Source organism: Streptomyces beigongshangae, from assembly GCF_019710745.1.
Lineage (GTDB): Bacteria > Actinomycetota > Actinomycetes > Streptomycetales > Streptomycetaceae > Streptomyces > Streptomyces beigongshangae.
Genome location: NZ_JAHKJW010000027.1, coordinates 82170 through 103846 on the forward strand (window position 1 = coordinate 82170; position 21677 = coordinate 103846).

At 66.6% G+C, this 21677-nt stretch carries 16 protein-coding genes, 2 pseudogenes and 1 CRISPR repeat array; of the genes and pseudogenes, 3 read left to right on the plus strand and 15 right to left on the minus strand.

The genetic code is table 11. The features are described from left to right. Positions 1 to 35: 35 nt before the first annotated feature. The gene (locus KM933_RS39540; protein ID WP_260333946.1) at positions 36 to 203 is read right to left on the minus strand and encodes a hypothetical protein; all 168 of its coding nucleotides are present in this window, start codon (positions 201 to 203) and stop codon (positions 36 to 38) included. A 740-nt stretch (positions 204 to 943) separates the two neighbouring features. Continuing rightward, positions 944 to 1582: a CRISPR direct-repeat array (repeat unit 29 nt; unit sequence CTGCTCCCCGCACCCGCGGGGATGGTCCC). A gap of 419 nt (positions 1583 to 2001) precedes the next feature. Here KM933_RS39540 and KM933_RS21855 point away from each other — a divergent pair. Beyond that, the gene (locus tag KM933_RS21855) at positions 2002 to 2493 is read left to right on the plus strand and encodes a lamin tail domain-containing protein (RefSeq protein WP_221354726.1); all 492 of its coding nucleotides are present in this window, start codon (positions 2002 to 2004) and stop codon (positions 2491 to 2493) included. Positions 2494 to 2683: 190 nt separating this feature from the next. Here the strand turns inward: KM933_RS21855 and KM933_RS21860 are convergent, their stop codons facing one another. The 14 genes and pseudogenes from KM933_RS21860 to KM933_RS21915 form a co-directional block, all read right to left on the minus strand. Beyond that, positions 2684 to 3349, minus strand: a complete 666-nt coding sequence (locus KM933_RS21860; protein WP_221354728.1) for an HNH endonuclease family protein — start codon at positions 3347 to 3349, stop codon at positions 2684 to 2686. Between the two features lie 96 nt (positions 3350 to 3445). Then, the gene (locus KM933_RS39545) at positions 3446 to 3580 is read right to left on the minus strand and encodes a hypothetical protein (protein WP_260333947.1); all 135 of its coding nucleotides are present in this window, start codon (positions 3578 to 3580) and stop codon (positions 3446 to 3448) included. Positions 3581 to 4167: 587 nt separating this feature from the next. Further along, positions 4168 to 4821: an RHS repeat-associated core domain-containing protein gene (locus KM933_RS21865; protein ID WP_488269385.1), complete on the minus strand. Its 654-nt coding sequence runs from the start codon at positions 4819 to 4821 to the stop codon at positions 4168 to 4170. Then, positions 4791 to 4907: pseudogene (locus KM933_RS39550) on the minus strand (IS630 family transposase); the annotation flags it as partial. The pseudogene KM933_RS39550 and the gene KM933_RS21865, both read right to left, overlap by 31 nt. Before the next feature lie 36 nt (positions 4908 to 4943). Further along, positions 4944 to 5417, minus strand: coding sequence for a hypothetical protein (locus KM933_RS21870; protein ID WP_221354729.1), 474 nt, complete (start codon positions 5415 to 5417; stop codon positions 4944 to 4946). Positions 5418 to 5425: 8 nt separating this feature from the next. After that, positions 5426 to 9307: a GDSL-type esterase/lipase family protein gene (locus KM933_RS21875; protein ID WP_308013501.1), complete on the minus strand. Its 3882-nt coding sequence runs from the start codon at positions 9305 to 9307 to the stop codon at positions 5426 to 5428. A gap of 381 nt (positions 9308 to 9688) precedes the next feature. After that, the gene (locus KM933_RS21880; protein WP_221354731.1) at positions 9689 to 10363 is read right to left on the minus strand and encodes a peptidase inhibitor family I36 protein; all 675 of its coding nucleotides are present in this window, start codon (positions 10361 to 10363) and stop codon (positions 9689 to 9691) included. 173 nt (positions 10364 to 10536) lie between these two features. After that, entirely contained in the window at positions 10537 to 11529 is a 993-nt protein-coding gene (locus tag KM933_RS21885) for a CU044_5270 family protein (RefSeq protein ID WP_221354733.1), read from the minus strand. Beyond that, positions 11526 to 12170 carry an RNA polymerase sigma factor gene (locus KM933_RS21890; RefSeq protein ID WP_221354735.1) on the minus strand — a complete coding sequence of 215 codons (645 nt, stop codon included), beginning with the start codon at positions 12168 to 12170 and terminating at the stop codon, positions 11526 to 11528. The genes KM933_RS21885 and KM933_RS21890 overlap by 4 nt, the downstream gene beginning before the upstream one ends. Before the next feature lie 174 nt (positions 12171 to 12344). After that, entirely contained in the window at positions 12345 to 12623 is a 279-nt protein-coding gene (locus tag KM933_RS21895; protein WP_221354737.1) for a hypothetical protein, read from the minus strand. 171 nt (positions 12624 to 12794) lie between these two features. Beyond that, positions 12795 to 13091, minus strand: coding sequence for a hypothetical protein (locus KM933_RS21900; RefSeq protein WP_221354739.1), 297 nt, complete (start codon positions 13089 to 13091; stop codon positions 12795 to 12797). 398 nt (positions 13092 to 13489) lie between these two features. Continuing rightward, entirely contained in the window at positions 13490 to 13801 is a 312-nt protein-coding gene (locus tag KM933_RS21905; protein ID WP_221354742.1) for a replication initiation protein, RepL2, read from the minus strand. Further along, positions 13798 to 14250, minus strand: coding sequence for a MarR family transcriptional regulator (locus KM933_RS21910; RefSeq protein ID WP_221354743.1), 453 nt, complete (start codon positions 14248 to 14250; stop codon positions 13798 to 13800). The genes KM933_RS21905 and KM933_RS21910 overlap by 4 nt, the downstream gene beginning before the upstream one ends. Positions 14251 to 15251: 1001 nt before the next feature. Then, positions 15252 to 19874, minus strand: coding sequence for a DUF6531 domain-containing protein (locus KM933_RS21915; RefSeq protein WP_221354745.1), 4623 nt, complete (start codon positions 19872 to 19874; stop codon positions 15252 to 15254). A gap of 165 nt (positions 19875 to 20039) precedes the next feature. On the opposite strand from KM933_RS21915, the gene KM933_RS21920 reads away from it, so the two are divergent. Both KM933_RS21920 and KM933_RS21925 read left to right on the plus strand, forming a co-directional pair. After that, a complete protein-coding gene (locus KM933_RS21920) occupies positions 20040 to 20432 on the plus strand; it encodes a transposase family protein (RefSeq protein WP_221354747.1) in 393 nt (130 codons plus the stop codon). After that, positions 20411 to 21664, plus strand: a pseudogene (locus KM933_RS21925) (NF041680 family putative transposase); the annotation flags it as partial. The gene KM933_RS21920 and the pseudogene KM933_RS21925, both read left to right, overlap by 22 nt. Positions 21665 to 21677: the final 13 nt, after the last annotated feature.

Genomic DNA, 21677 nt, shown 5'->3' on the forward strand with positions numbered 1-21677 from the left:
CGCGGCTTGGGCCGGGTCCCTCATCCAGCTTCTCGTCAGCCGGCCAGACGGCGCCGCCACCAGAGGTCAGAACGCCACTGTCGATCAGCGGCGAACGGGTCGGGCAGCGTCCGCTCGACGTACTTGGCGTCCAGGGCGCGCACCTGGCGTTGCAGCTGGGCGCGGGACCGGGGAGGCAACTGCCGCAAGACCTCCTCAAGCACGTCGCGAGCGTGCCGCACGTCGTCGAAGGAGCAGCCGCGGCACGAACACTCGGCATCCTGTGGATACAGGGGTCGTCGTCCGGGGGGCTGCAGAAACGCCCGATACTGCCGCAGCGCACGGTCGGTGGCATTGGGATACACGTAGTAGTCGCCCGAGAGCCGCTCTACTCGATCTATGGCGATGCTAGTTCGGGCAGAGAGCCCGTGGATCCGCTCTGGAGGCAAGCCCCACGCGACACGGAGAGACTGTTCAGCGCGCAGCGCGCCGGGCCGCTTACGCGGCATCGACCTTTCGGTACGTGGACATGGACAACATCATGCCAGGAGCTACGGCCCGGCGACGGTCAGGAAACCGCATCCGGCATCGGCCCATCGCCCCGAGGCTCAACCTCGCATGCCGTCCGGGACGGAGTAGCGGGACAGCGCTTAGCCACGCCACCGCGCATCCGAAAAGCGTCGGCCCCACTTCCTCGCCCAGCGCGCCGGCGACCGGCATGGACAAACAGAAGATCATCACTCCCATGGCGTCCTAGATGATGAGACGCTCTACGTAGTTGTTGGGGCGGCTGCGGCGGCGAGCACGTCCTCTTGCAGGCGGATCTGTGTCTGCTAGCAGACGTACCGAGTGAGTTGTGATATAGCCGTCACCCCACCTAGAGAACCTTTTGAGCGGAATGTGCAATTCGTTGAAAGTGATGGAAACGGCTCTGATCCTGAGGGAAACTCGCAGGTGGCGGAGTCTGCTCCCCGCACCCGCGGGGATGGTCCACCTCCTGGCCGGGCACGGCCTGCTTCGCCGTGCTGCTCCCCGCACCCGCGGGGATGGTCCCTCGCCCGCCTCGACCAGGGCGTCGGCAAGGTCCTGCTCCCCGCACCCGCGGGGATGGTCCCTGCGGGCCCGGATCGCCGACGATCTCCGCTACCTGCTCCCCGCACCCGCGGGGATGGTCCCATCGCGTGGATACGGGCACGGGCACGGCCGCTCTGCTCCCCGCACCCGCGGGGATGGTCCCTCACCGAACTCGGGGAACTGGCCAGGGTCGGACTGCTCCCCGCACCCGCGGGGATGGTCCCGGCGACGCCGAGGTCACTGCCCGGGGCCGACGCTGCTCCCCGCACCCGCGGGGATGGTCCCGCAACCGTGCCCTAGCCACGTGTCAGCTCGCGCTGCTCCCCGCACCCGCGGGGATGGTCCCTACGCGCCCATCACCCTGGCCGTCGTCCTGCTCTGCTCCCCGCACCCGCGGGGATGGTCCCACCGAGTTCGCGAAGTCCGCGGCGCACATCCTCTGCTCCCCGCACCCGCGGGGATGGTCCCGGACTGTTAATCCGTGTGTCCCTGGTTCAAGTCTGCTCCCCGCACCCGCGGGGATGGTCCCGTGTCCGTCGGCGCGTCCGTAGTGGGCATGATCTGCTCCCCGCCGGCCAGGCGCTGCACCGACAGCTCGCCGTACCGGCCGATGTGGTCGAACACCAGCTCCTGGTCGTCGATGTCGGCGGGCTCCGGCTCCGCAGCGGGGACAACGGTGGCCGGACATGGCGCGGGCAGTCCGAGCGCAGGTCCAGCTGCTCGGTCTGCGGGTGAGTAGTCCAACGCAGAGAGTCTGTTGGCTGCGTTGGACGACTTGGTCGGATGGATACGGCCCGGTGAGCGCTGTGCGCTTCACAGTGCAGATGGCTCGGGACACGGGAGACGATCGCCGCTCCGCCTTCACATGTATCCCATGAGATCGACACGTTCTCTGCTCATTCGGTAGGCTCCGGGCGCTTCATCCGCACCACAGAGGGGGGATTCCTCATGCGTATGCGTCTTGTCCTGACCGCGGTGGCCACCGCTGGCGCCCTTGCCGCCGTCGTCAGCCCGGTCCAGGCCGCCGAGTACACGTCGTCGCTGAAGATCAAGGGCGTGCAGTACGACGCTCCCGGCACCGACTCCAACAAGTGCTCGAGCGGCAACACGAAGAACGAATACCTGACGATCAAGAACTACGCCAGGACCGCCAGGATCGACCTCAAGGGCTACGCCGTCAAGGACGCCGCGGGCACCAAGTACACCTTCACCGCCAGCCACGTCCTGGAGCCCGGCGACTACGTGAAACAGCGCGGAGGCAAGGGCCCCAACTCCGACGCCGGCAACGTCGTCTACCGCCAGAACTGCAACTTCCTGTGGAACAACGACAAAGACACCATCCACTTCCTCAAGCCCGGCGGCGCCGGCGCCGACTCCCACGCCTACACCAAGAGGGCCAACGACAGGGACGGCAACGGCTACATCGGCTACCACAACTGACACACCCCGCACACCCGGTGATCCCGCCCGCCACGGGCGGGATCACCCTGCGTCACAGAACTATGCGGCACGTCACGGCGCCGCATACAGGACCAGCAGGGCCAGTGCCGGTGAGGGAGCCGGACAGAGGCAGCCCCGCGAGTGCTCTTCCTCGTCCAGCCGGGGCTGCTGCCCGGTTGGCTCCGGCGCGTTACGTGGCAGGTTCGTACGCCACGGCCTTGAGCGGGCAGCCACCGGCGATGTCCCGCAGCGCCGCGAGCTCGGTGTCGTCGACGGCCAGGCCCCAGCGCAGCTTCGTGCCCACCCACTGCGCGGCGTACGTGCAGCGCACCGCCTCGTCGGGGGCGGGCGGCATCCAGGTAGCCGGGTCCTGGTCGCTCTTGCTGCGGTTGGAGCGGGCCGTAACGGCCACCAGGGATGCCTCTGCACCCTGGTCGTTGGCGTAGGCCTCGCGGCGCCGCGCCGTCCAGGCGGAGGCCCCGGAATCCCAGGCCTCCGCGAGGGGAACCATGTGATCGATGTCCAGGCCCGATGCGGACGTCACCGAGGTCGCGTCGTAGTAGGAGAACCATCGGCCGCCCGTCAGCTGGCAGTTCGGGCCGATCTGCGGCGCCTCGACAGCTTCCGCAATGAGTACCTCCGCGCGCGTGTTGCAGCCGTCGGCAGGGTTGGTGCCGGCGTTCCAGTGCTTGAAGGCGGTGCGCTGATAGCCGGCCCGCGATTCCGCGGCCAGGGGTAGGCGTTCGACGGCCGCGGCCAGCGGCACGCTTTCTGCCGCATGGGCCGACGGGGCGGGGGCCAGTGGCAGGACGAGGATGGCGGCGGCGGTGAGGCCCCGCAGAGCAGACTTGATCATCTGCTGTTGATAGCGGCCGGCCGGCCGCGCCGTGCGGTAACTGCCGTGCAGGTCACCCATGTGAGGGGAACAGTAATACCGGAGAAACGAACCTGCTTACGGGGTCTTCTCTGGCATGGCTGCACCCGCGACGATCAACACGATGCTGGCTTGTTCACCGGATGTCTTTGTGATTCTGAAGCCGGTTTTGACGAGCGCCTGCATCACTGCCACCGCAGCGAACTGTTTCATGCATTCAGGATTTATTAGAAGACATTGTTCGCGTTCGGCCCGCCCTAATCCAACCGCCGTAACCTCAGCCGTTAAAAATCTTTAGTCGCTCACCAGGTACCTTGCGAACACAAGGCCAGCAAGAGCTCCCACCACAGCGCCGATGCAGGTCAGTACGAGGAGATCCCAGCCGAAGCCCGACCCTACAGCGCGTGAGACGAAGGTGACCACAATGCCCATGAGGGCTCCTCGGATCGCCCCGATCCTACGCACTCGAGAACTGACTTTCTTTGATTCAGGCATCACACATCCTTTTGTGAACGTCCAAAAGCGGTGGTGGTCTGCGCAGAGCCGCGCAGGCCACCACCGCCATACGATTTAGAAAAGGTTTCGAAGCCAGGGAGCTCTGCTCAGAGGAGCCGCACCCAGCCCGCCACCCAAGGCGCCGTTGTAGAACGCGTTCTTAGAGGTCGTTTTCATCTACGAAGCCCGTTTCATCCCAACAGGTCGCAGTGTCGAGACGTGACTATTGGGGCGATGGCTTCTCTAGAACTCAGAGTGACTGAGGCGGTGCTTCAAATTTCCGTTTCATCTGAGCAAGTTCCGTCTCATCCCAAATATTGCCTGCATGGGCGATCCGCCCCGTAGTTGCCCCCGCCGGTCCGGCACTCAGGAAGCGCAAGTATTCCAATGAGGCAGTTGTGGCGGTGCAAAATAGATGAAAACGACCTCTTACGGTCCTCGCTGCCACCACCGCCGATGGCAGATCCGATAGCACCTCCAGCACCCCCGCCGAGAGCGCCCATACCGACGCCCAGGGCGATGCAGCCCACTGTGGCGGCCGTGCAGAGGGCAGCAGCCGCTGCGGCGCCCACGACGGTGCCCAGCGTGCTACCCACGGTCTCCGTAACGGACGAGAAGCTGAGCAATCCGTTGGGGTCGATGCGGTTGACGGGGTCGCCTTCGGCGTAGAGGTAGGGGTTCTTCTCCTGGCCGGAGGGGTCGGGCTGGGTGAAGCAGCCGATGTTGGGGTCGTAGTAGCGGGCGCCGAGGTGGTACATGCCGGTGGGGTCCTGGTGGCCGGCCGCGAACCGGTAGGGCTGGGAGACCCCGGCCTTTTCGGTGGTGGTGGAGCGGGTGACGCCGCGGGGGCTGTAGGCGTACGTGTTCACCTTTGTACCGGACTCGTCGGCGAGGCCGATGACGGAGCCGACGGCGTCGGTGAGGTAGTAGCTGCGGACGCGCTGGGGCGCCCGCCCCAGCGGATGCCCTTCTCGCTGCGGATGCGGGCGCGTTCCTTGCGTTCTGAAGCCAGGACGTCGCAGTGGCGGGCGTTGGCATCGCGCCAGAGGACCAACCTCAGTTGGTGGCATGGTTGGTTGGATCAGGCGCCGTCACATTTTTCAAGGCGGGTCGTCTTCTCTTGCGGTTCGTCCTTCGTGTCCCTGTGAAACACGATGGAATAGCAGCGATAGGCCCTGGAATAAGAGGTGCCGAATATGCTGGTGTCCTTGTACTCCCCGAAAAAGCGGACGGTGGTGGCCAGCGAACCTTCCGACCGCGCGTAGGAGGTAAGTCTGCCGTCGTGCCGTTCGGCGATGCCGCGCACGGCTTCCCTGCCGGGAGGGTAGTGCGGCACCGCCAGTACGTCGCGCGCGTACGACCGGGCCAGGGTGACCGTCCTGTGCAGGGCTTCTGCCTCGTTTCGGTCATTCGCACGCTCCTGGCGGTAGTGCGTGACCATGAGAACCAGGGCGATGATCAGCACTGCCACTACGGGCGCCAGGAGGGCGATGAGGCATCCCGGGGACGGCACCGTAGCGCGGTGCTGCCGCGCCACGGTGCCGTGATCGGACATACGCGTACTCACTGCTCCTTGCGTGTGACGGCCGCCATGGGGCTGGCCGTCATGAACGCCTGCGCGTAAGCGCCGGTCCCGGTCTGGTTCGGATGATAGCTCTCGCGGCTGAGGCAGGTGCCTCCCGTGAACCACCAGCAGAGCTGAGTGACCTCATCACCATGATGAAAGTCGCCATCGCCCTTCGGCCCTGCCACAACTCCGTTGATTCCCTCCGGGGAATCGCAGATGCGCTTTCCCTCGAACGCCGACTGCGGGGACCGGTATTTCACGTTGTATGCGCTCATGGAGAGGGCCAGCTCACGCTGCTCGTCTTCGAAGTACTGCGCCATGTCGTTCAGAATGACACGCTGGGATGCACTGACCAAGGTCGAGCATGCCTGGGTGCGGCTGAAGAGCAATGGGTAACCCATCAGCGAGATCGTCGCGTTCGGCGCACGGTTATGGATCTGCTCCAGCACCGTCCAGGTCTCGGCTACAGCAGCGTCGATGTCTGCCTTCATCGAGGCCTCCGGCAGGCACCCCTCCATGACACATTTCTGGATCTTGTTGTCGAAGCGCGCATCGTTGCCGCCGATGGTCAGCATGACCGCGGTAGTGTCCTCGCTGAGCACTCCCGAGTCGATCTGGGTCTTCTCGTGGAAGTTCCCGTCCCGGCCCCACACATTGGGGTCCCCCTCGGTCAGCTGGAACGTCTTGGCTCCGGAGCATGCGATGAACTGGAAGTCCAGCGCAGGATCGAGGCTGTCCGCGAGCGTACCGACACTCTTCGTCTGGCCCGGGAGAATCACCTTGCGGGGCCACGCGTTCGCGCTGCGTCGGCAGGCGTTCCAGCTGCTTTCCCCGTGGTCCCTGTCGGACTCGGGTGAATAGGCTCCGGCACCTTCACCGGAAGTGTAGGAGTCGCCCATGGCGACCACCATGTGCTTGGGCTTGCCCGTCAGGGGCTGGAAGGCGACAGCGTCCCAGGCGACGTCTTCGTCCGCGGTGCCGTCGGCCGTGGTGTTCGTCAGTTCCACCCGGGGGGTGCCGGTGAAGCGGTAGACGCCGAGTTCCACCCAGGTGTTGGTGCCGAAGTGGGTGTTGACGTAACGGTGGCGGTCACCGCCCGCGACGCCCTTGATCACGTAGTGCGCCTGCTGGGTGTGTGCCCCGGTGTCCGGCTGGTGTGCGAAGACACGGGTCCACTCGGTATTACGGTCGAGGGTCCAGGTGCCGTCGATGGTCATCCGGGCGCCGGTGCCGCCGAGATGAGCGGTGTCACGGGTGTGCGTGTACCAGAAGTGGCCGCCGTGCCCACCGCCGATCTGGTGCAGGTCTCCCTTGGCCTCATACGGGCCGAGTCCGGGTCCGGTCGCTGCCGGGTTCGGGTGGAACGTGAACTGGAAGCTGCCGGTATCGGTGCCGCTGGACCCGCAGTCGCCGTAGGTTTCGGTGTTGTCGGGTAGGGAATCCACGATGAGCGCTGTGGAGGGAAGGCCGTTCCTGTCGCACTGGGGGGTGCCGGACCGGAGCCGGTAGCCCCGGCCCGGTTCCTCGCGCAGCGTGACGTACTTGATGTTTTCGTTGCCGCAGTCGTTGGCGCAGTTCCTCTTCCACGTCACGTTCGATCCGCGCCACCAGTACCGCTTGTAGCAGTCTTCGTCGGGGCAGTCCGGCGGGTTCGCGGAGTCACAGTTGTTGGTCGCGTTGCAGAAGGCGTCCAACGGGGGCTTTACGAGGTCGCGCTGGCCCTCGCTGACCCACCAGGCGGGCCGGAACCCTGCGCTGGAGAAACCGGATTCGCCGGGCCAGTCCTGCCGTCCGTCGGTGGAGTAGGAGTAGCCGGTGTCCATGGACCAGGCGGCCCAGCCCATCACCTTCTCCTGGTACGGCCAGTTCTGGGGCTTTGCGGCGTCGCGCGGGTCGGACATGAACGGGAACCGCGAGGGCGGGTAGAACGGGTTGGCCGGATTGTTGTACCAGCCCAGACCCCACGGCTTGCCGTCGCCGTTGTTCGGGTTGAAGCCGAGGTTGTAGTTCCACAGGGCGGCGAACCAGTTCTCCGGCTTCGAGGCGTCGTCATTGTTGACGGTGATGGTCTGGCCCTCGGTGTGCACCTGGTTCCACTTGTCCGCGAGGATGTACATCGACGCGGCGATGTTGATCGCGTAGTCCAGGGCGACGCCCTTCTGCTTCGCCGGAGGCAGGGAGGTTTCGTTGGGCTTCTCGTAGCCGGCCAGGCGCATTCCGTCAGTAACCTGGCCGACGCCGTAGCCGCAGTCCGACAGGTGCCACTTGATAGCCCAGTACTCCTCGGAGGTCTCCCCCTTGTGCCCGTAGAACCCGGCGATCGCCGCCTGCGGGTTGCCCATCTGGCCGGGGATGGCGCCGCCTTCGGCCTGCCACAGGTTCGACTCCTGCGCGAGCACGCCCAGCAGCACCTGGGCAGGGATGCGTGAGCCGGCCTTGCCCTTCAGTGTCGGGGCAGGAAACAGACCCTGCGGGTCGACGGTGCCCAGCCCCGCCTGCGAGCGCCAGCCTCCCTGCTTGATCCACTTGGCGCGCAGTTCCCCGCGGATCGCCATGTTGACGGCCCACTCGACCTGGTTCGGAGTCGGCTGCAGGGCGAGCGCCTTGACGTCGTTGCGGGGGACGGAGCACCAGCGGTCAGTGTCCACCGGGTTGTGGGACAGCTCGTCCGCCTGCGCGGCCCGCCCATTTTTCCCGGTTCCACCTGCCGCACGCAGGGCGGGTGAGAAAGAGCCCTTCCCGGTATCGCTGGTGGTGTCGGTGACCGCCTGGGTGATCTTCTCGCCAGTGGCAGTCGCGACACTGGTGATGGTCAGCGGAGCGGTACTGCCCCTCGTGGGGTCCTCGGTGATGCGGGCCCGGGGCGAGGGTTCCGCCTTCGTGAAGCCCTTCCCCGCGCTGCCGATCCGTTCCAGGCCCGCACGTACGCCCGGCATGAGCACAGGATCGACGGCCAGCCGGCCGTGACTGGACACATCCGTGTCCGCCGCAACGTCCAGGCGGGTCACTCCCGTACCCGCGAGGTTGGCGTGTGTGGTGTCCCCGGTGAGAAACGCTTGGCCCTCAGCGCCCTGTTCGAGCGCCAGGTCTCCGAGTTTCCCCGACGCGAGTAGCGATGGAGTGCCCCTGCCCTTCCACAGCTTGGCGTGTGCCGTGTTGCCGCTGCGGTCGAGGAATGCGATCCCCTCACTGGTGGGGCGGATGTCGAACGGTACCCCGTTTGCGGCCGCCAGCTTCTGGAGCTTGCTGTCCGCCGGGTCGACGTGCACCAGGTGGCGGCCGTGTGCGGCGACGAGACCGTCCTGCGTCGGGACGGCCGAGGTTACCTGGCCGGTGACGGAGATATCGGTGGTCGTCCTGCCGCTGGTGTCGACGGTGACGAGCCGGGTTCTGCTGTCACGGAACGCGGTGAACGCGGCCGTGCCGGTTTCGGCGTTGCACGAAGGGTCGAAGTAGGCCAGCGAGCCGGTGAAGGGCAGCTTCGTCACCCGGCCGGACTTCAGATCGACGACTGCGGTGAACGCGCCACCCTGCATCAGGTCCGGCTTGTTCGTGAACGTCCGCGGCGCATACACGACCGCAGCGTGATCACGGTCCATGACGCAGGAGTTGCCGATCCACGAGTCCGCCGGCATACCGGGCTCCGCCAGCGTGGCGACGGTCCGCCACTGGTAGGCGTCCTTGCTGTCCGCCACGAGGACCTTGAAGCCGCCGCTGTCGGCGGCCGTGGTCACGGCCCGGTCCATCGAGGTGTCCCAGCTCTTGCCGAGCTTCCTGACGGGGTCCGGCACCCGCGTCGACGGATCCGAGGACGGGCTGCCAGACGACTTCGGCAAAGGCTTCGGGTCGGGAAGGCCGGAGTCGGCGAACGCCGGCACGACTTGTATGAGCCCGGTCAGGACCGCGGTGGCCGCTAGGCCCGCGATCCCGGTACGGGCTGATCTGTGAACACTCAACTGCCACTCCAACGATGCGTTATCGGAACATGCGGGACATGATCGACAAGCCGACGCAACCTCTACGCGGACTGGAGAAGGGTGGCGGTCGACTGAGGCAGTAATGACGTGGCGTCAGCAAGGACTGTCCGCGTGTTGCCCGCTTGGAGACCTGGTGTGGTGCGGTTCGGCCTCAGGGCTCAGCTGGATCGCCGTGGCCCCGACCGGGGCGGTGCGGGACCACGGCGTGGGCAGCCTGGACACACGTCTTTCAGGCAATCCCGAGCGGGGCGTCGTGAGCACGAGGCGATGCCACCAGGTCGGTCACATCTTTATGTAGTCGGCCTTGTCATTGAAGGAGCCGCCGGTCGGGTAGCTGGCGCTGATGAACTTGTAGCAGTAGCCGTTGGCCAGGACCATGTACGGGTCGGGCAGGGCCGTTCGGGCGTCATAGACGGACGCGCCTCCCTGGTTGCGGTTGACGCAGCCGGCACTGGCCTTGTCCCGGAAGTCCCAGTCTGCGAGCTGCTTGGTTCCCTTGGCGGACCACTGGAGCCGGCGCCCTGTGAATTCCCCGTGCTCCCACAGGCAGACCCACCCGTAGGTGCAGTCACCGGCGGCTGTGGGGCTGAGCTCACCGTTGGCCTTCGCCGATGCCGCGCCACTCCCGGAACCCCTCGCGACTTCCGGGGCGATTGCGGCCAAAGCCTGATCCGCCTCCTCGGCGCTGTCGTAGCAGTAGACCTCACCGCTCGGCACTTCGGAACAGGCCTGTGCCCCTTGCCAGCCGTCGGCCAGGTTGATCTTCTCGCCGTTGTAGGTGGCGATCACGGGCTGGGCCTCGTCGAGCTGCTGTTGCAACTCGGCCTCCTCGGCCGGCGTGTTGAGTCCAACCTCGGGCGACGGAAAGGGCTCCGGTGTTGCGGTTGCGGTCGTCGCGCTTGCCGCCAAGGCGCAGAGGGCGGCAACGAACGGGACGAGAGTGCGCGTAAGGCGCATGCTGTTTTCTCCTGTGACGAAGTGGTGTCAGTGCGTCACAAGAGCCTCACAGCAAGATCCGGGATGCGGGGGAACTGTGATCGAGCATGTCTAATACTCGATCACAATCGCCCCAATGTTCGATCTTGCGCGATTTTTGTAATCGATGTACTACCCTGTGTCGCGGAAAGGTGTCACGGAGTCTGTCCGGCCTCCTCGACGATGCCGCTGTCCACCAGGGCGGTGGAGGTGATGGCGGTGCCGGCCTTCCCCCAGGCGTTGTCCTCCACAAGGACGGTGCGCTCCCCCAGGAGCCGGGCAGTGCTCTTGTCGAAGATCCACTCAATGCGTTCGCCGTCATGGGTCCGGGTGACGGCGACCCCGTGCCGGCCCGCCGCGTCCACCGCATCGGGGACGACCCCGACTCCGGGAATGAGAGCGGCGGCCCGGTAGAGGGCGGCGGAGGTCTCGGGGGGAACCACCCCATTGCGCAGGAGGTCGCCGATCGTGACGAAGGCCTGCTGGTCCGGTCCCGTCGTGGAGCCGGAACCGGCTCCGTGATTCTTCTCCGCGTCGTCGCGGATCCGCTTCAGCAGGGTCTCGGAATCGGCCGGCAGGGCAGCCAGGAAGTTGTAGGTCGGTGAATTCAGGTTGCCCCCGCCCGGAGTGCCCGGCAGCAGAGTGTCGTTGCCGTCCTTGCGCTGCAGACTCCGCTCACTGCCGTCCACCGACGTCCACTGCTCCATGTCCTCCTCCTCCCGCAGGAGTTCCATCTCGCCGGCCCGGGTCTCGGAGAGCACCGAGGTGTGGCCGACCGTCTTGACGTACGAGTACTGCCCGGCGTGCACCTTCGTCTGCGGCGTCGTGGCGGCGGCCAGGGCCGCTCTCTCCAGCAGTTGGACCGACGCCGCCGAAGCCGGCGGCACATCGCGCGGAGCGTCGGTGGGTCCGGAGCCGATACCAAGAACGACGACTGTCGCTCCGGCGGCCACCGCTGTGCCCAGCACCAGTCCCCAACGCCCTCGCAGGGCCGGACGGGGAGAGCGGGATCGCACCTGCCGGTCGACCTCGCTCAGAAAGTGCTCACGGCGCCCTTCCATTCGTCCAGGTGCCGGCTCCGGGTAGGGGAGCGGGGGCAGTATCCGGATCGCCTGCTCACGCTCGGATCGTTCCTGCTCCAGGCTCATCGTGCACTCCTCCGGTGGAAGGCGCGGGGTGCGGCCGCCCCGTTCTGCGACATGTGTTGTCCGTTGCCGGTCTGCGGTTCCGCGTCATGCGAATCCGCCGCAAGCTCTTCCTCGACGAGTCTGCGCAATTTCTTTCTCGCCCGTGAAAGGCGGGAGCGTACGGTGCCCACGGGAATCCCCAGGGCCTCGGCGGCCGCCGCGTACCCCAGATCGGACCAGACGACGAGAGTGAAGACTTCGCGCTCAGCCCGCTTCAGACGGTGCAGCGCCCGGGCCGCCGCGGCCAGCCGCTGGGCGTCGGCCAGCTGTCCGACCACCTCGTCCGAAAAGTCGGGCAGCCCTTCTGGCGGCGGTAAACGGGACATCGCCTCCCGATGCCGCCGCGCCGCCCGCGTGATGTTGCGCATCACGTTGGTCGCGATGCCCAGAAGCCACGCCCGGACGCTCCTGACCTCCTCACGCAGTTTGTCGCGCAGTCGCCAGGCCTCCAGAAAGGTGAGGGACATGACGTCCTCAGCGAGGGCCCAGTCACCTGTCGTCCGGATCGCGTGGGCGTAGACGACGCGCGCGTGCTCATCGAAGATCTCGGCGAACGCCGACCGGTCGCCGGACCGGACCCGTTCATGCAATAGGAAGTCCACAGCTACAAGTGTCCGCACGGCTGCATCGGTTCCACTTCCTTTCCGACGAAGACAGAACTCGGCTGGACTGAGGCAACTTCGCCGTACGGCCGTTGCCGCCGTTCTTCCGCGCCGTCTCCAGCGCGGCCCGCAACGCGACCTGCGCCAAGTCGGCCCCTGACAGCTCGCCGCCGCTCATGACCGTTCCCACGTGGTGGAGCCGAGGTTCAGGTGCCCCAGGCGGGACATCCGGGTCACCTGCGAGACGAACGCCCTCGTGAACAGCCGTTGCGCCGACACCTCGCCGTACCGGTCGATGTGGTCGAACACCAGCTGGTGGTCCTTCGCGGCGCGGTTGCGCCAGTCCAGGACCTGCTCGCGGGTCACTTCCTCAAGGACCAGCGGCGCCTGGTCAACGACGTCGTCCTGCGGCTTCGGTGCGGCGGCAGGTGCCAGACGGGCAACGGGCAGCACGACCGGAGCTGACGGCGCGGGCGCAGCACAGCGAGACAGGCAACCTCTAACTTCCTGCGGCGCCGGGCCCGGGCCGCCTTGAGGGGGCCAGCTGGCCGGCACCGTTTTGGGGAACGCTTGGGTGCTCAGCGCGCATCGGGGCGGTCTGGCGCGCCCCCGGCTCATGCCACCTCACCAGCCGCCTGCCGAGGGCACGCTCGCTCCAGCTCGTTCGGCACGAGCCCGGCGCAGGGCGGCGGCCTCGGTCGCCGCGGTCTGGCGGCAGCGCTGGGCACGGGCCGTCTCGATCCTGGTCGGCCCGTTGTCCGGCGGCTCGGGGAATGCCCCATGGCTGAGCGCCCGCATCGCGGCGGTCTGCCGCTTTACCGTCTCCGCGATCGACGGGTCGACGCGGCTCGGGGACGCGACGGCCTGGTGCGCGGCGAGCGCTTGGTGGAAGCCGGGCGAGGCTTCCTGCCGGGTCTTCACCGGTGCCTGCGAAGCATCCGGTGCGGCGGCCGGGGCCTTGGGTGCGGTCCGGGGCGCAGGCGCGGCCCCCGGGGGGGGGGCAGGACCCGCACCGTGCGCACCGCGTCGGTTCCGGCTGCCGCGTTGGCCGCGGCGACGATCCGCGCGGCTCCCAGTCACCCGGGCGCTACTGGAACCGGCGGGGTATCCGCCCTGCCTGACGGCAATCTATCCGCGCGATCTCTAAACCATCTTCGCAAGGCAAAGGAGTCGGGCCGTCGGGGAAAGGCTGACCGGGAGCCTGGCAATTTCGACCGAGCTTCAGGACGGGCAGCTCATGTACGTGAGGTCAATGAGTACCAATCCCGGGATCGGTACTCATTGACCTCACGTACATGAGCTGTGGTTCTCGGAACCGTTCAGGTTGCGCGGCGCAGAGGGACGACGACGTCCTCGCCGGTGCTCTTCTCGCTGAGCCGGTAGTAGCTGATGTGTGCGAGCCTCTCGGATTCCTCGAGCCATCCGGCTTCCACGACCTGGCGTCGGGTGCGGGAGAAGACGGTCGGGGACATGCCGACAAGCTTGGCCAGGTTGGCGCCGGTCTCGACGACGGCGCCGGCGCGGTCAGTGGGGTGCACCGCGTAGAGCATGACGACCAGGCGCTGGTTGGCGGTCATGCCGGCGGTGCGGTGGAGGACGTCCAGGAGCTTTCGCTTGTCGTCGTTGTTCACTGGGCCTCCCGCCACGAAGGGGACGTGTTGTCAAAGCCGGGGATGTCCGGCGGGTTGCACGACTTGATCGCTTCGCGCTGCTCGATCCCGGTCCCGTGGAAAGCAATGTACGGGCTGATCCGGTAGAGCCTGTAGTTGCCGATCCGGCCGCGCTCAATCAGGATGCGGCGCTTGAGGAGCTTCCGATTGATCTTGCCGACGGCATCGGCGGTCATCCCGACCTTCTTGGCGATGTCCGCGCCGGTCGCCCTCAAGGGTGCCATACCCTGGGGAGAGACTCCGATCCACCACAGCACCAGGTACTTCTGGCTCGGGGTGAATTCCCTGCTCTCCGTGATCGCTGCGACTCTCGCCTTGTCGACCTGGATGTGTTCACCAGAGAAGGCATAGGGCGCATAGGGGATGGCCTCGCCCGTGTCCGCGTCGACGAGTCTGCGTACTGCTCCCAACGGGCCCTCCGTAGCTGGACATTGCCTCGACGTGCATGAGCCGCGGCCCTCAGGCCGACTAGATGAACCTAACGTACATGAGCACTGAGTTCATGAACTCCGCCCCCAGGGCGTGTCGCTGAACCTGACGTCGGTCCGTCGCTTCTTCCTCGAGCGCGGACAGAGCGCCTACTGATGAACCTGACGTCAATCTGGTCGGTTCCTGTAACCGTGGTCACGGTTCTCAGGACGTGGGTACTCAGGCTTCATGAACTGTCTGCCCTGCTCTTAGGAACCGGGTGCACGATGGTATGGACTGGGTGCCAGATCGCCGGATCTGGATGGAAAGCGCGTTTGTGCAGGTCAGAGTGCTCTCGACGCCAGCGCTCTCTTTAGTAAGTAGGACAGGCCGTCCCCGGCCCGGATTGCCACAAGCAGCGTGGCCCTCAACAGCAGTCGCGCACGGCATTTCCGAGCCCTCTGAGGGGCGGTCACATCCGTACCCGCTCTCACCGGTCGGAAAAACTGCTGCCCCCTCCCCCGTCCTCAGCCCACGAAAGCACGCCACGACGCGGCCGCAGCCGAGGGATCACCCGCCACGTATGCCTCCGTCAGCCCTTACGAATCTCAGCCACGCTGTCTTGACAACGCCCAGCGAGCTGCAGCCGCCCGTCACCTCCAGCCCCCTCGGCGCACCGGAGGCCCCCAGGGGCCGATCCCTGGGCGCAGAGAGCCGCACTTCGCCTGCTGTGCACGATGTCGACTCGCCAGCGGGTGGTTATCTTGAGATGTTCGTCGTGTTGTCGCCTTGGAGGAGCAGGAGGTCGTAGACCGGACCGCCGGTTCGTTGTGGTACAGACCTGCACATTTTTACCCGAGACGCTCGTACAGGCTGCGGCTGAGGGTGGTGTCCGGGCTCATCAGGAGCGAGGACCACTGAGGGCTGATTAACTTGAGGAGCTCTGCACGGTACTGCCTGATTCCGCCACTGTGATCCGTGGAAGTGTCTGTGCCGAGGGCTGCTATACCGGGACCGGTACCGGGAAGCGGATCCCAGGAATCAGTGGGGCGTCCGGCATCAGTTTACGCTGGGCGATCTTTTCGTTGGCCTTCTCTTTGACGTCGTCCCTGGTCTTGTCGTCCTTGGCGATGTAGATGTGGCCTGCGGTGTTGCCCAGGCCCCACACGTAGACGGTGTCTGGGATGATCGAGTACCAGTGGTTGTACACCTGGAATCCGTCGGCCCAGTCCTGTAATTCGGTGCTAGGCGTGATCGTAAGTCCGTAGTCGAAGCGCCAGATCAGCTCGTAGTCCTGGAGCTGCTCCTCCACCACGTACCACGTCGCGGGACCCGCCCAGCGCTTGCACTCGAAGTGGTTGCGTTCGGACGTCATGATGTCTATGCGGTAGCCACCGAGCACTGGGCCGCGGATTCCGACTTCCCAATCGACGTTGTAGCTGATCTCCGTGTCCGCTCCCAGGGATTGGAGGAACTTGTCCATGAGGCCTTGGCGGCGGCGGTTGAGTTCGTGGATCGCCATCGCCTGACCGGCTGCTTCGCCCTGGCCCCTCTTCCAAAGGCCGACCAGCTTGGCCTGTTCGGCGTTCAGCTCATCGGAGTCGAAACCGCCGCGCGTGCTCAAGCAGACCGTTCCTTGGAAGCACTTGCGATGGGACTCGATGCTATTGGTCCCGCTTGGGCAGCCGTCGCAGGTGACCAAGGGCGCGCGCAGGCCTGCCAGTAGTCCCGCGACGGTGTCGGCCACCGCCCAGGTGCCCTGCGGGTCGATCTTGTTCAGCGGGTCGTTGGCGGCGTAGGCGTAGGGGTTGTTGGCCCCGCTTCCGGCAGCGAGGACGGAGAGCGGGTCGCGCGTCGTGAAGCGGCCCAGTGTGGTGTCGTACTGGCGGACCCGCAGGTCCGCGCACGCGCCGTACATCAGCTCGCCCCGGTAGCCGAAGCGGGGGATCTCCGGTCGCAGTAGCGGTGGGCGGGTGGGCTGCTCGCCCGCGGGGGCGCCGAAGGGGTCATATGGTGTGTCCCAGGTCCAGGGCGCGGTCTGTTCCGTGTGGACTGCTGTCCCAAAGACGTCCCGTGCGAAGTTCACCGATCCGTGCGCCGAGGTCGCGAATGCGCGTCCGTGACCGTAGGTAAAGCGCGCGCTGGCTAGGTCCCGCCCGAGCGGAGCCGTGTCGTCCGCCTGCGGGACCTTGGTGCGCACCCGCTGGGTGAGGATCTGCGGCACGCTGTCGGGGCTCCACCGGTAGTCCACTGTGGTCTCCGGTGCGTGCTGATCGCCTGTGCTTACCGAGACGCACGCCAGCAGTTTGTCCCCGTCGTACGTGGTCCGGACGCGTTCCATCGCCCACGCACGGGTACGGACGGCCTCCCGGGGCGAGCCCAGACCGTCGTACTCAACGCGGTGCCGTACATCGCCGTCGTAGGCCTCACGCAGCCGTCCGGCGGGATCGTAGGTGTAGGCGACGCGCCGCCCTTCGGTTTCCAGCGCGAGCAGTTGGTCGGCGGCGTCGTACAAGAAGCGCGTGGCGGTGCTGCCGTCGACGACACTGGTGCGGTTGCCGACCAGGTCGTAGGCGAAGTGGGTCACCTTGGGCGGCGCCGTGCCGGAGCCCTGTATCGCGCGGACCAGTTGTCCCGCCGGGTCGTAAGCGTACGTCCAGCTCTCGTCACTATCCTCACGCCTGATGATGCGGTCGTCGGCGTTGCGGGCGAGCCGGGTACATGTGACCGGTACGCCCGCGCGGATCTCGGAGAAGTGGCACAGCAGCCCGCCGTCGTAGGCGTACTTGCGCAGCCAGCCGCCGGGCAGTTGCTCCGTGAGGAGCTTGCCGTCCGGGTCGACAGCGTAGACGGCTTCGCCTGCGGCCGAGTCGCGCATACCGACCAGATGGCCGTTCAGGTTGTAGCGGTACGTCACCTTCGCGCCATCCGGGTAACGCAGCGCGATCCGCTGTCCCGCCTTGTCGTAAGCCAAATGGAAGTCGGCGCCGTCCGGGCCGGTCACGGTGACCGGGCGACCTGCCTTGTCGTACGTGTACCGAGTGGCGCCACTCGCGTCCTGCATCGTCAGGCGACGGCCTGCCTTGTCGTAGGTGAAGCGGACTTCGCTGCCGTCCTCGGCGTACCGGCGTACCAGTCGACCCGCCTCGTCATACTCCATTCGCACAGTACGGCCTGACGGCTCGATGACCGCCGTGAGCCGGCCCGCGACGTCGTATTCGCGGCGGGTGCGCCGCCCCAGCGGGTCGGTGCGCGAGGTGCGTCGTCCCGCCGCGTCGTGGGTGTAGCGGGCGACGGCACCCTTGGCGTCGGTGATCGAGGTGAGGTTACCGACCGCGTCGTATGTCAAGCGCGTCACGCCACCACGCGGGTCGGTGATCCGGATGAGCCGTCCGCCATTGTCGAAGGCGCGCCTGGTTACAGCGCCGCCCGGCTCGATGATCTGTGTCCTGTCGCCGCGCGCGTCGTAGGCGTAGCGGGTGATGAAGCCACGCGGATTGGTGACGGCGATCAACCGCCCTTTCTGGTACGCCCACCGGGTTAACAGGTCCGCCGGAGAGATCCTCGCGATGAGCCGGCCGTCACTGTCATGGGTGTAGCGGGTCCGGCCGCCCTCGGGATCCACTCTCTCGACGACCCGCCCTGCCCGGTCACGCTGGAATTCGGTACGCCTGCCCAACGCGTCGACTACAGCGTGCAGGTGGCCGCCGCCGGTGAAGATCTGGGTGGTCCGGGCACCCGCAGGATTCGTCACGACGATTCTGCGGTGCTCGTCCTCGTAGCGGGTACTCTGCACGGCGCCAGCCGGATCGGTGAGGGTGATCAGGCGGTCACCGAGGTCGTAGGTGTAGTGCCAGGCGGTGCCATCGGGCCCGGTGATCACCAGGGGGTTGCCGCGGGCGTCCCATTCAGTGGTGGTCGTTCCTTCCAGTCCCTCCTCTTTGATGCAGCGCCCGTCGGAGTCGTAGGTGTACTGGATAGTCCCTGTCGGATCGTTGGTCTCAATGATCCTGCCGAGAACGTCACGGGTAGCTGTGGTCTCAGTGCCATCGGGCAGCGTCACCGAGGAAAGCCTGCCGGAGTCGTCGTAGGCGAACCGGGTCCGGGCGCCGAGCCGGTCGACGCGCTCGGTCATACGGCCGGCCTCGTCGTAGCCGAGGGTTTCGACGGCGCCGACCGGGTCGGTGACAGACAGTCTGCGGCCCGCTGAGGAGTAGCGGTACTGGGTGGTAGCGTCTGCCGCATCCATCACTTGTAGTATGCGTCCCGCCCGGTCGTACTTGTAACGGATCGTCTCCCCGGACGGCGTCGTGACCCGCACAAGCCGTCCGGCGGCATCGTAGGCGTATTCCGTCCTGCCCCCGGTCGCATCGGTGGCCGCTACGAGCAGGCGCCGCGCATTGTACTCCCAGCGCTGCGTTCCTTGGTCGGGATCCCGTCTGCTCGTCACGAGCCCGCCCTTGACGGTGTAGCGGGTACGGGCACCGGAGGGATCCGTGACGGTGACCGGTAAGCGGCTTGCCCCGATGTACTCGTAGTTGGTGACCCCTCCCGTGGGGTCGGTCCGGCGGACGACGCGTCGCTTGTCGTCATACACGTAGCGTGTGGCGGAGCCACCCCAGACTTCCACGCGGAGGTTACCGTCCGCATCGTACTCCCGCTCCAGCCGGGTACCGCCCGCGGTCATCCCTTCAACGAAGCGGCCATTTTGGTCGTAGGCGATGCTGACTGTGTTACCCAGCGCATCGGTAACCCCGGACACGCGAGCCATACGGTCATGCTGGAAGAACGACCGGCCCCCCGAGGGCCGGGCCGTGACATCGGTACGTCCGTTCTCCGAGTGGTACATGAACTGGACACCGCCTGCCCCGGCGAGTTGCTGCTCGGTGACCCGGCGCACGTCGTCGTAGGAGTTGATGATCAGCCGGATGTCATCGGCCTCACGCACGCTCGTCAGCAGGCCGTCATCGTCCGTGTCGTAATGCAGGACCGCGCCGTCGGATCCGGTGACTGCCACCAGGTCGGAGCCGGAGTACGCATAGGCCACCTCGCGCCCGTCGTCGGCGGTGACTTTCGAGAGCAGGCCACCCGCCCCGTACGAGAGATCAAACCGCAGCCCTGCCGAGTGGACGACCATGACGACCCGCCCCTCATCGTCGTATCGCAACTCCACCCGTCGCCCCTCGGCCGCCAAGGACAGCAACCTGCCATCCTCAGAAAAGTGCCACCGCTCCCCCGCGAAGAAGCAGAGGGTGAAACTTCCGTCGTCCTCGCGGTGCAAGTCTGCGTCGAGGTCCTGTGGGCGCCGGTAGTCTCCGTCGTCCCCCGGTACAAAGGAGAGGACCCGTCCGCCGCGGTCGTGGAAGCGGACAGCGCCCTCCGCTGCTGATTCCAGCCGCATGGAGTATGTGAACGTCCAGCCACGCCCCAGCACCCCGCCCCGTTTCGTGCGCGAGTTGTAAGTACGTGCCCAGGTGAGCAGCCTGTCGTGGGTCACCAGGTCGACGTCCGTGCGCGTGTAGTTGCCCGTCGCCGTCTGCACACCGTCCCCGGCGAACGCATAACCAGGACAGCGCCCCAGCGTCTCCGCCACCGGCCGGTCGAAGAATGAAGACTCGGTACTCATACTGCCCCCCATATACATGCGGTGGCACCCGGTTCCGCGCGTTCCATCCTGACCACTCGGGTTCACTCGTTGTACCCCTCAATCCAGCCGACGTACTCGGGTCTGTCAGAACAAGCGGCTCTTCCAAGAGTTTCGTAGGCGTTGATCGTTCTGACGATTGGCCACATGACTCGGACTGCCGGTGTCAGGCTGGCGGTGTGTGACGTCACCATCGACAAACTGCTGCCCCGGCTGGCGGGGTTACGAGTTGAGCGGGTGAGCACCGGCCCGGAGACCGTGAGAATCACCGCTTTCACCAGGGAAGATGCGCGCCGTGCGTGCCCAGGGTGTGGTCAGGAGTCGAACTGGGTGCACTCGCGGTATGTACGTCACGTCGCGGACGAGTCGATCGGTGGGCGGCCCGTGGTGATCGATCTTTCGGTGCGGCGGCTGTACTGCGAAAACGCGGACTGTCCGAGGACAACGTTCGTCGAGCAGGTTAGCGGGCTGACGGAGCGATATCAGCGCAGGACGCCGGCGCTGCGGAAGATAGTGCCGAAGCCTTGCGTGACCTGCTGATATCGCTGGCACTTCCGCGGTTCGACGGGCGGATCGTGCTCACGGTGGACGTCTCGCCGTGGCTGCGGTCGGATGCCTCCTGCTCGCCGGAGCGGCTGTTCTGCCTGGTCCACGGCCGCAACGGCCGCTCGTCGGACCACGTGGTGCCGGGCTGGCCGTACTCGTTCGTTGCCGCGCTCACCCCGGACCGCACCTCGTGGACGCAGGTGCTGGATGTGGTCCGGCTGGCGCCCGCCGACGACGCCGCGGCCGTGACGGCCGGCCAGCTGCGGGCCGTGGTCGAGCGCCTGGTCGCGGTCGGCCAGTGGCAGTGCGGGGACCCCCCGCACATCCTGGTCGTGATGGATGCGGGATATGACGTGATGCGGCTGCCCTGGGTGCTGCGTGATCTGCCCGTCGAGCTCGTCGGGCGCCTGCGCTCCGACCGGGTCCTGCGGATGCCGAAGCCGCCGCGCATCTACGACCCCAGGGGCGGCCGACCGCCAAAGCACGGGCCGGAGTTCCGCCTGGCGAAGCCGGAGACCTGGCCGGAACCGGCGGTGCTCACGGTGAACGACACCTCCCGCTACGGCAAAGCCGAAGCCCGCGCCTGGGACCGGGTCCATCCCCGGCTCACCCACCGCTCGGCCTGGCTCGACCTGAACGGAGAACTTCCGCTCGTCGAAGGCACGTTGATCCGCCTCAAAGTCGAGCGCCTTCCCGGTGACCGTGACGCGCCACCGGTCTGGCTGTGGTCCTCCGCGACCGGAGCCGCCCCGGACGACGTCGACTTCGTCTGGTCCTGCTACCTGCGCAGATTCGACCTGGAGCACACGTTCCGCCTGTTCAAGCAGTCTCTGGGCTGGACGCGACCCCGGCTGCGCGACCCTCAGGCCGCGGACCGGTGGACCTGGCTCGTCGTCGCAGCCCACACCCAGCTCCGCCTCGCGCTGCCGCTGGCAGCCGATCAGCGCAAGCCCTGGGAGAAGACCACCCGCCCCGGCACCGCACTCACCCCAACCCGGGTGCGGCGATGGTTCAGGAACATCCGCCCTCGCCTCGGCAGTCCCGCCCGCGCACCCAAACCTGCCCGCCCCGGCCCCGGCAGACCGCCTGGACTCCCCAACCGGCAGCGGCCCACCCGCTACGACGTGGGGAAAACCCTCAAGCGCCCCGAGACCTTGACCGAACGCGATCGAAACAGATCGCAGCGATCACAACCCACAACACAGAGAGTGACCAATCCAGGTTAAGGAACAAGATTAA

Coding starts and splice junctions, on each gene's coding strand:
- KM933_RS21855 (WP_221354726.1), top strand. CDS start 2,002: ATGCGTATGCGTCTTGTCCTGACCGCGGTGGCCACCGCTGGCGCCCTT.
- KM933_RS21860 (WP_221354728.1), bottom strand. CDS start 3,349: ATGATCAAGTCTGCTCTGCGGGGCCTCACCGCCGCCGCCATCCTCGTC.
- KM933_RS39545 (WP_260333947.1), bottom strand. CDS start 3,580: ATGAAACAGTTCGCTGCGGTGGCAGTGATGCAGGCGCTCGTCAAAACC.
- KM933_RS21870 (WP_221354729.1), bottom strand. CDS start 5,417: ATGTCCGATCACGGCACCGTGGCGCGGCAGCACCGCGCTACGGTGCCG.
- KM933_RS21880 (WP_221354731.1), bottom strand. CDS start 10,363: ATGCGCCTTACGCGCACTCTCGTCCCGTTCGTTGCCGCCCTCTGCGCC.
- KM933_RS21885 (WP_221354733.1), bottom strand. CDS start 11,529: ATGAGCCTGGAGCAGGAACGATCCGAGCGTGAGCAGGCGATCCGGATA.
- KM933_RS21915 (WP_221354745.1), bottom strand. CDS start 19,874: ATGAGTACCGAGTCTTCATTCTTCGACCGGCCGGTGGCGGAGACGCTG.
- KM933_RS21920 (WP_221354747.1), top strand. CDS start 20,040: ATGACTCGGACTGCCGGTGTCAGGCTGGCGGTGTGTGACGTCACCATC.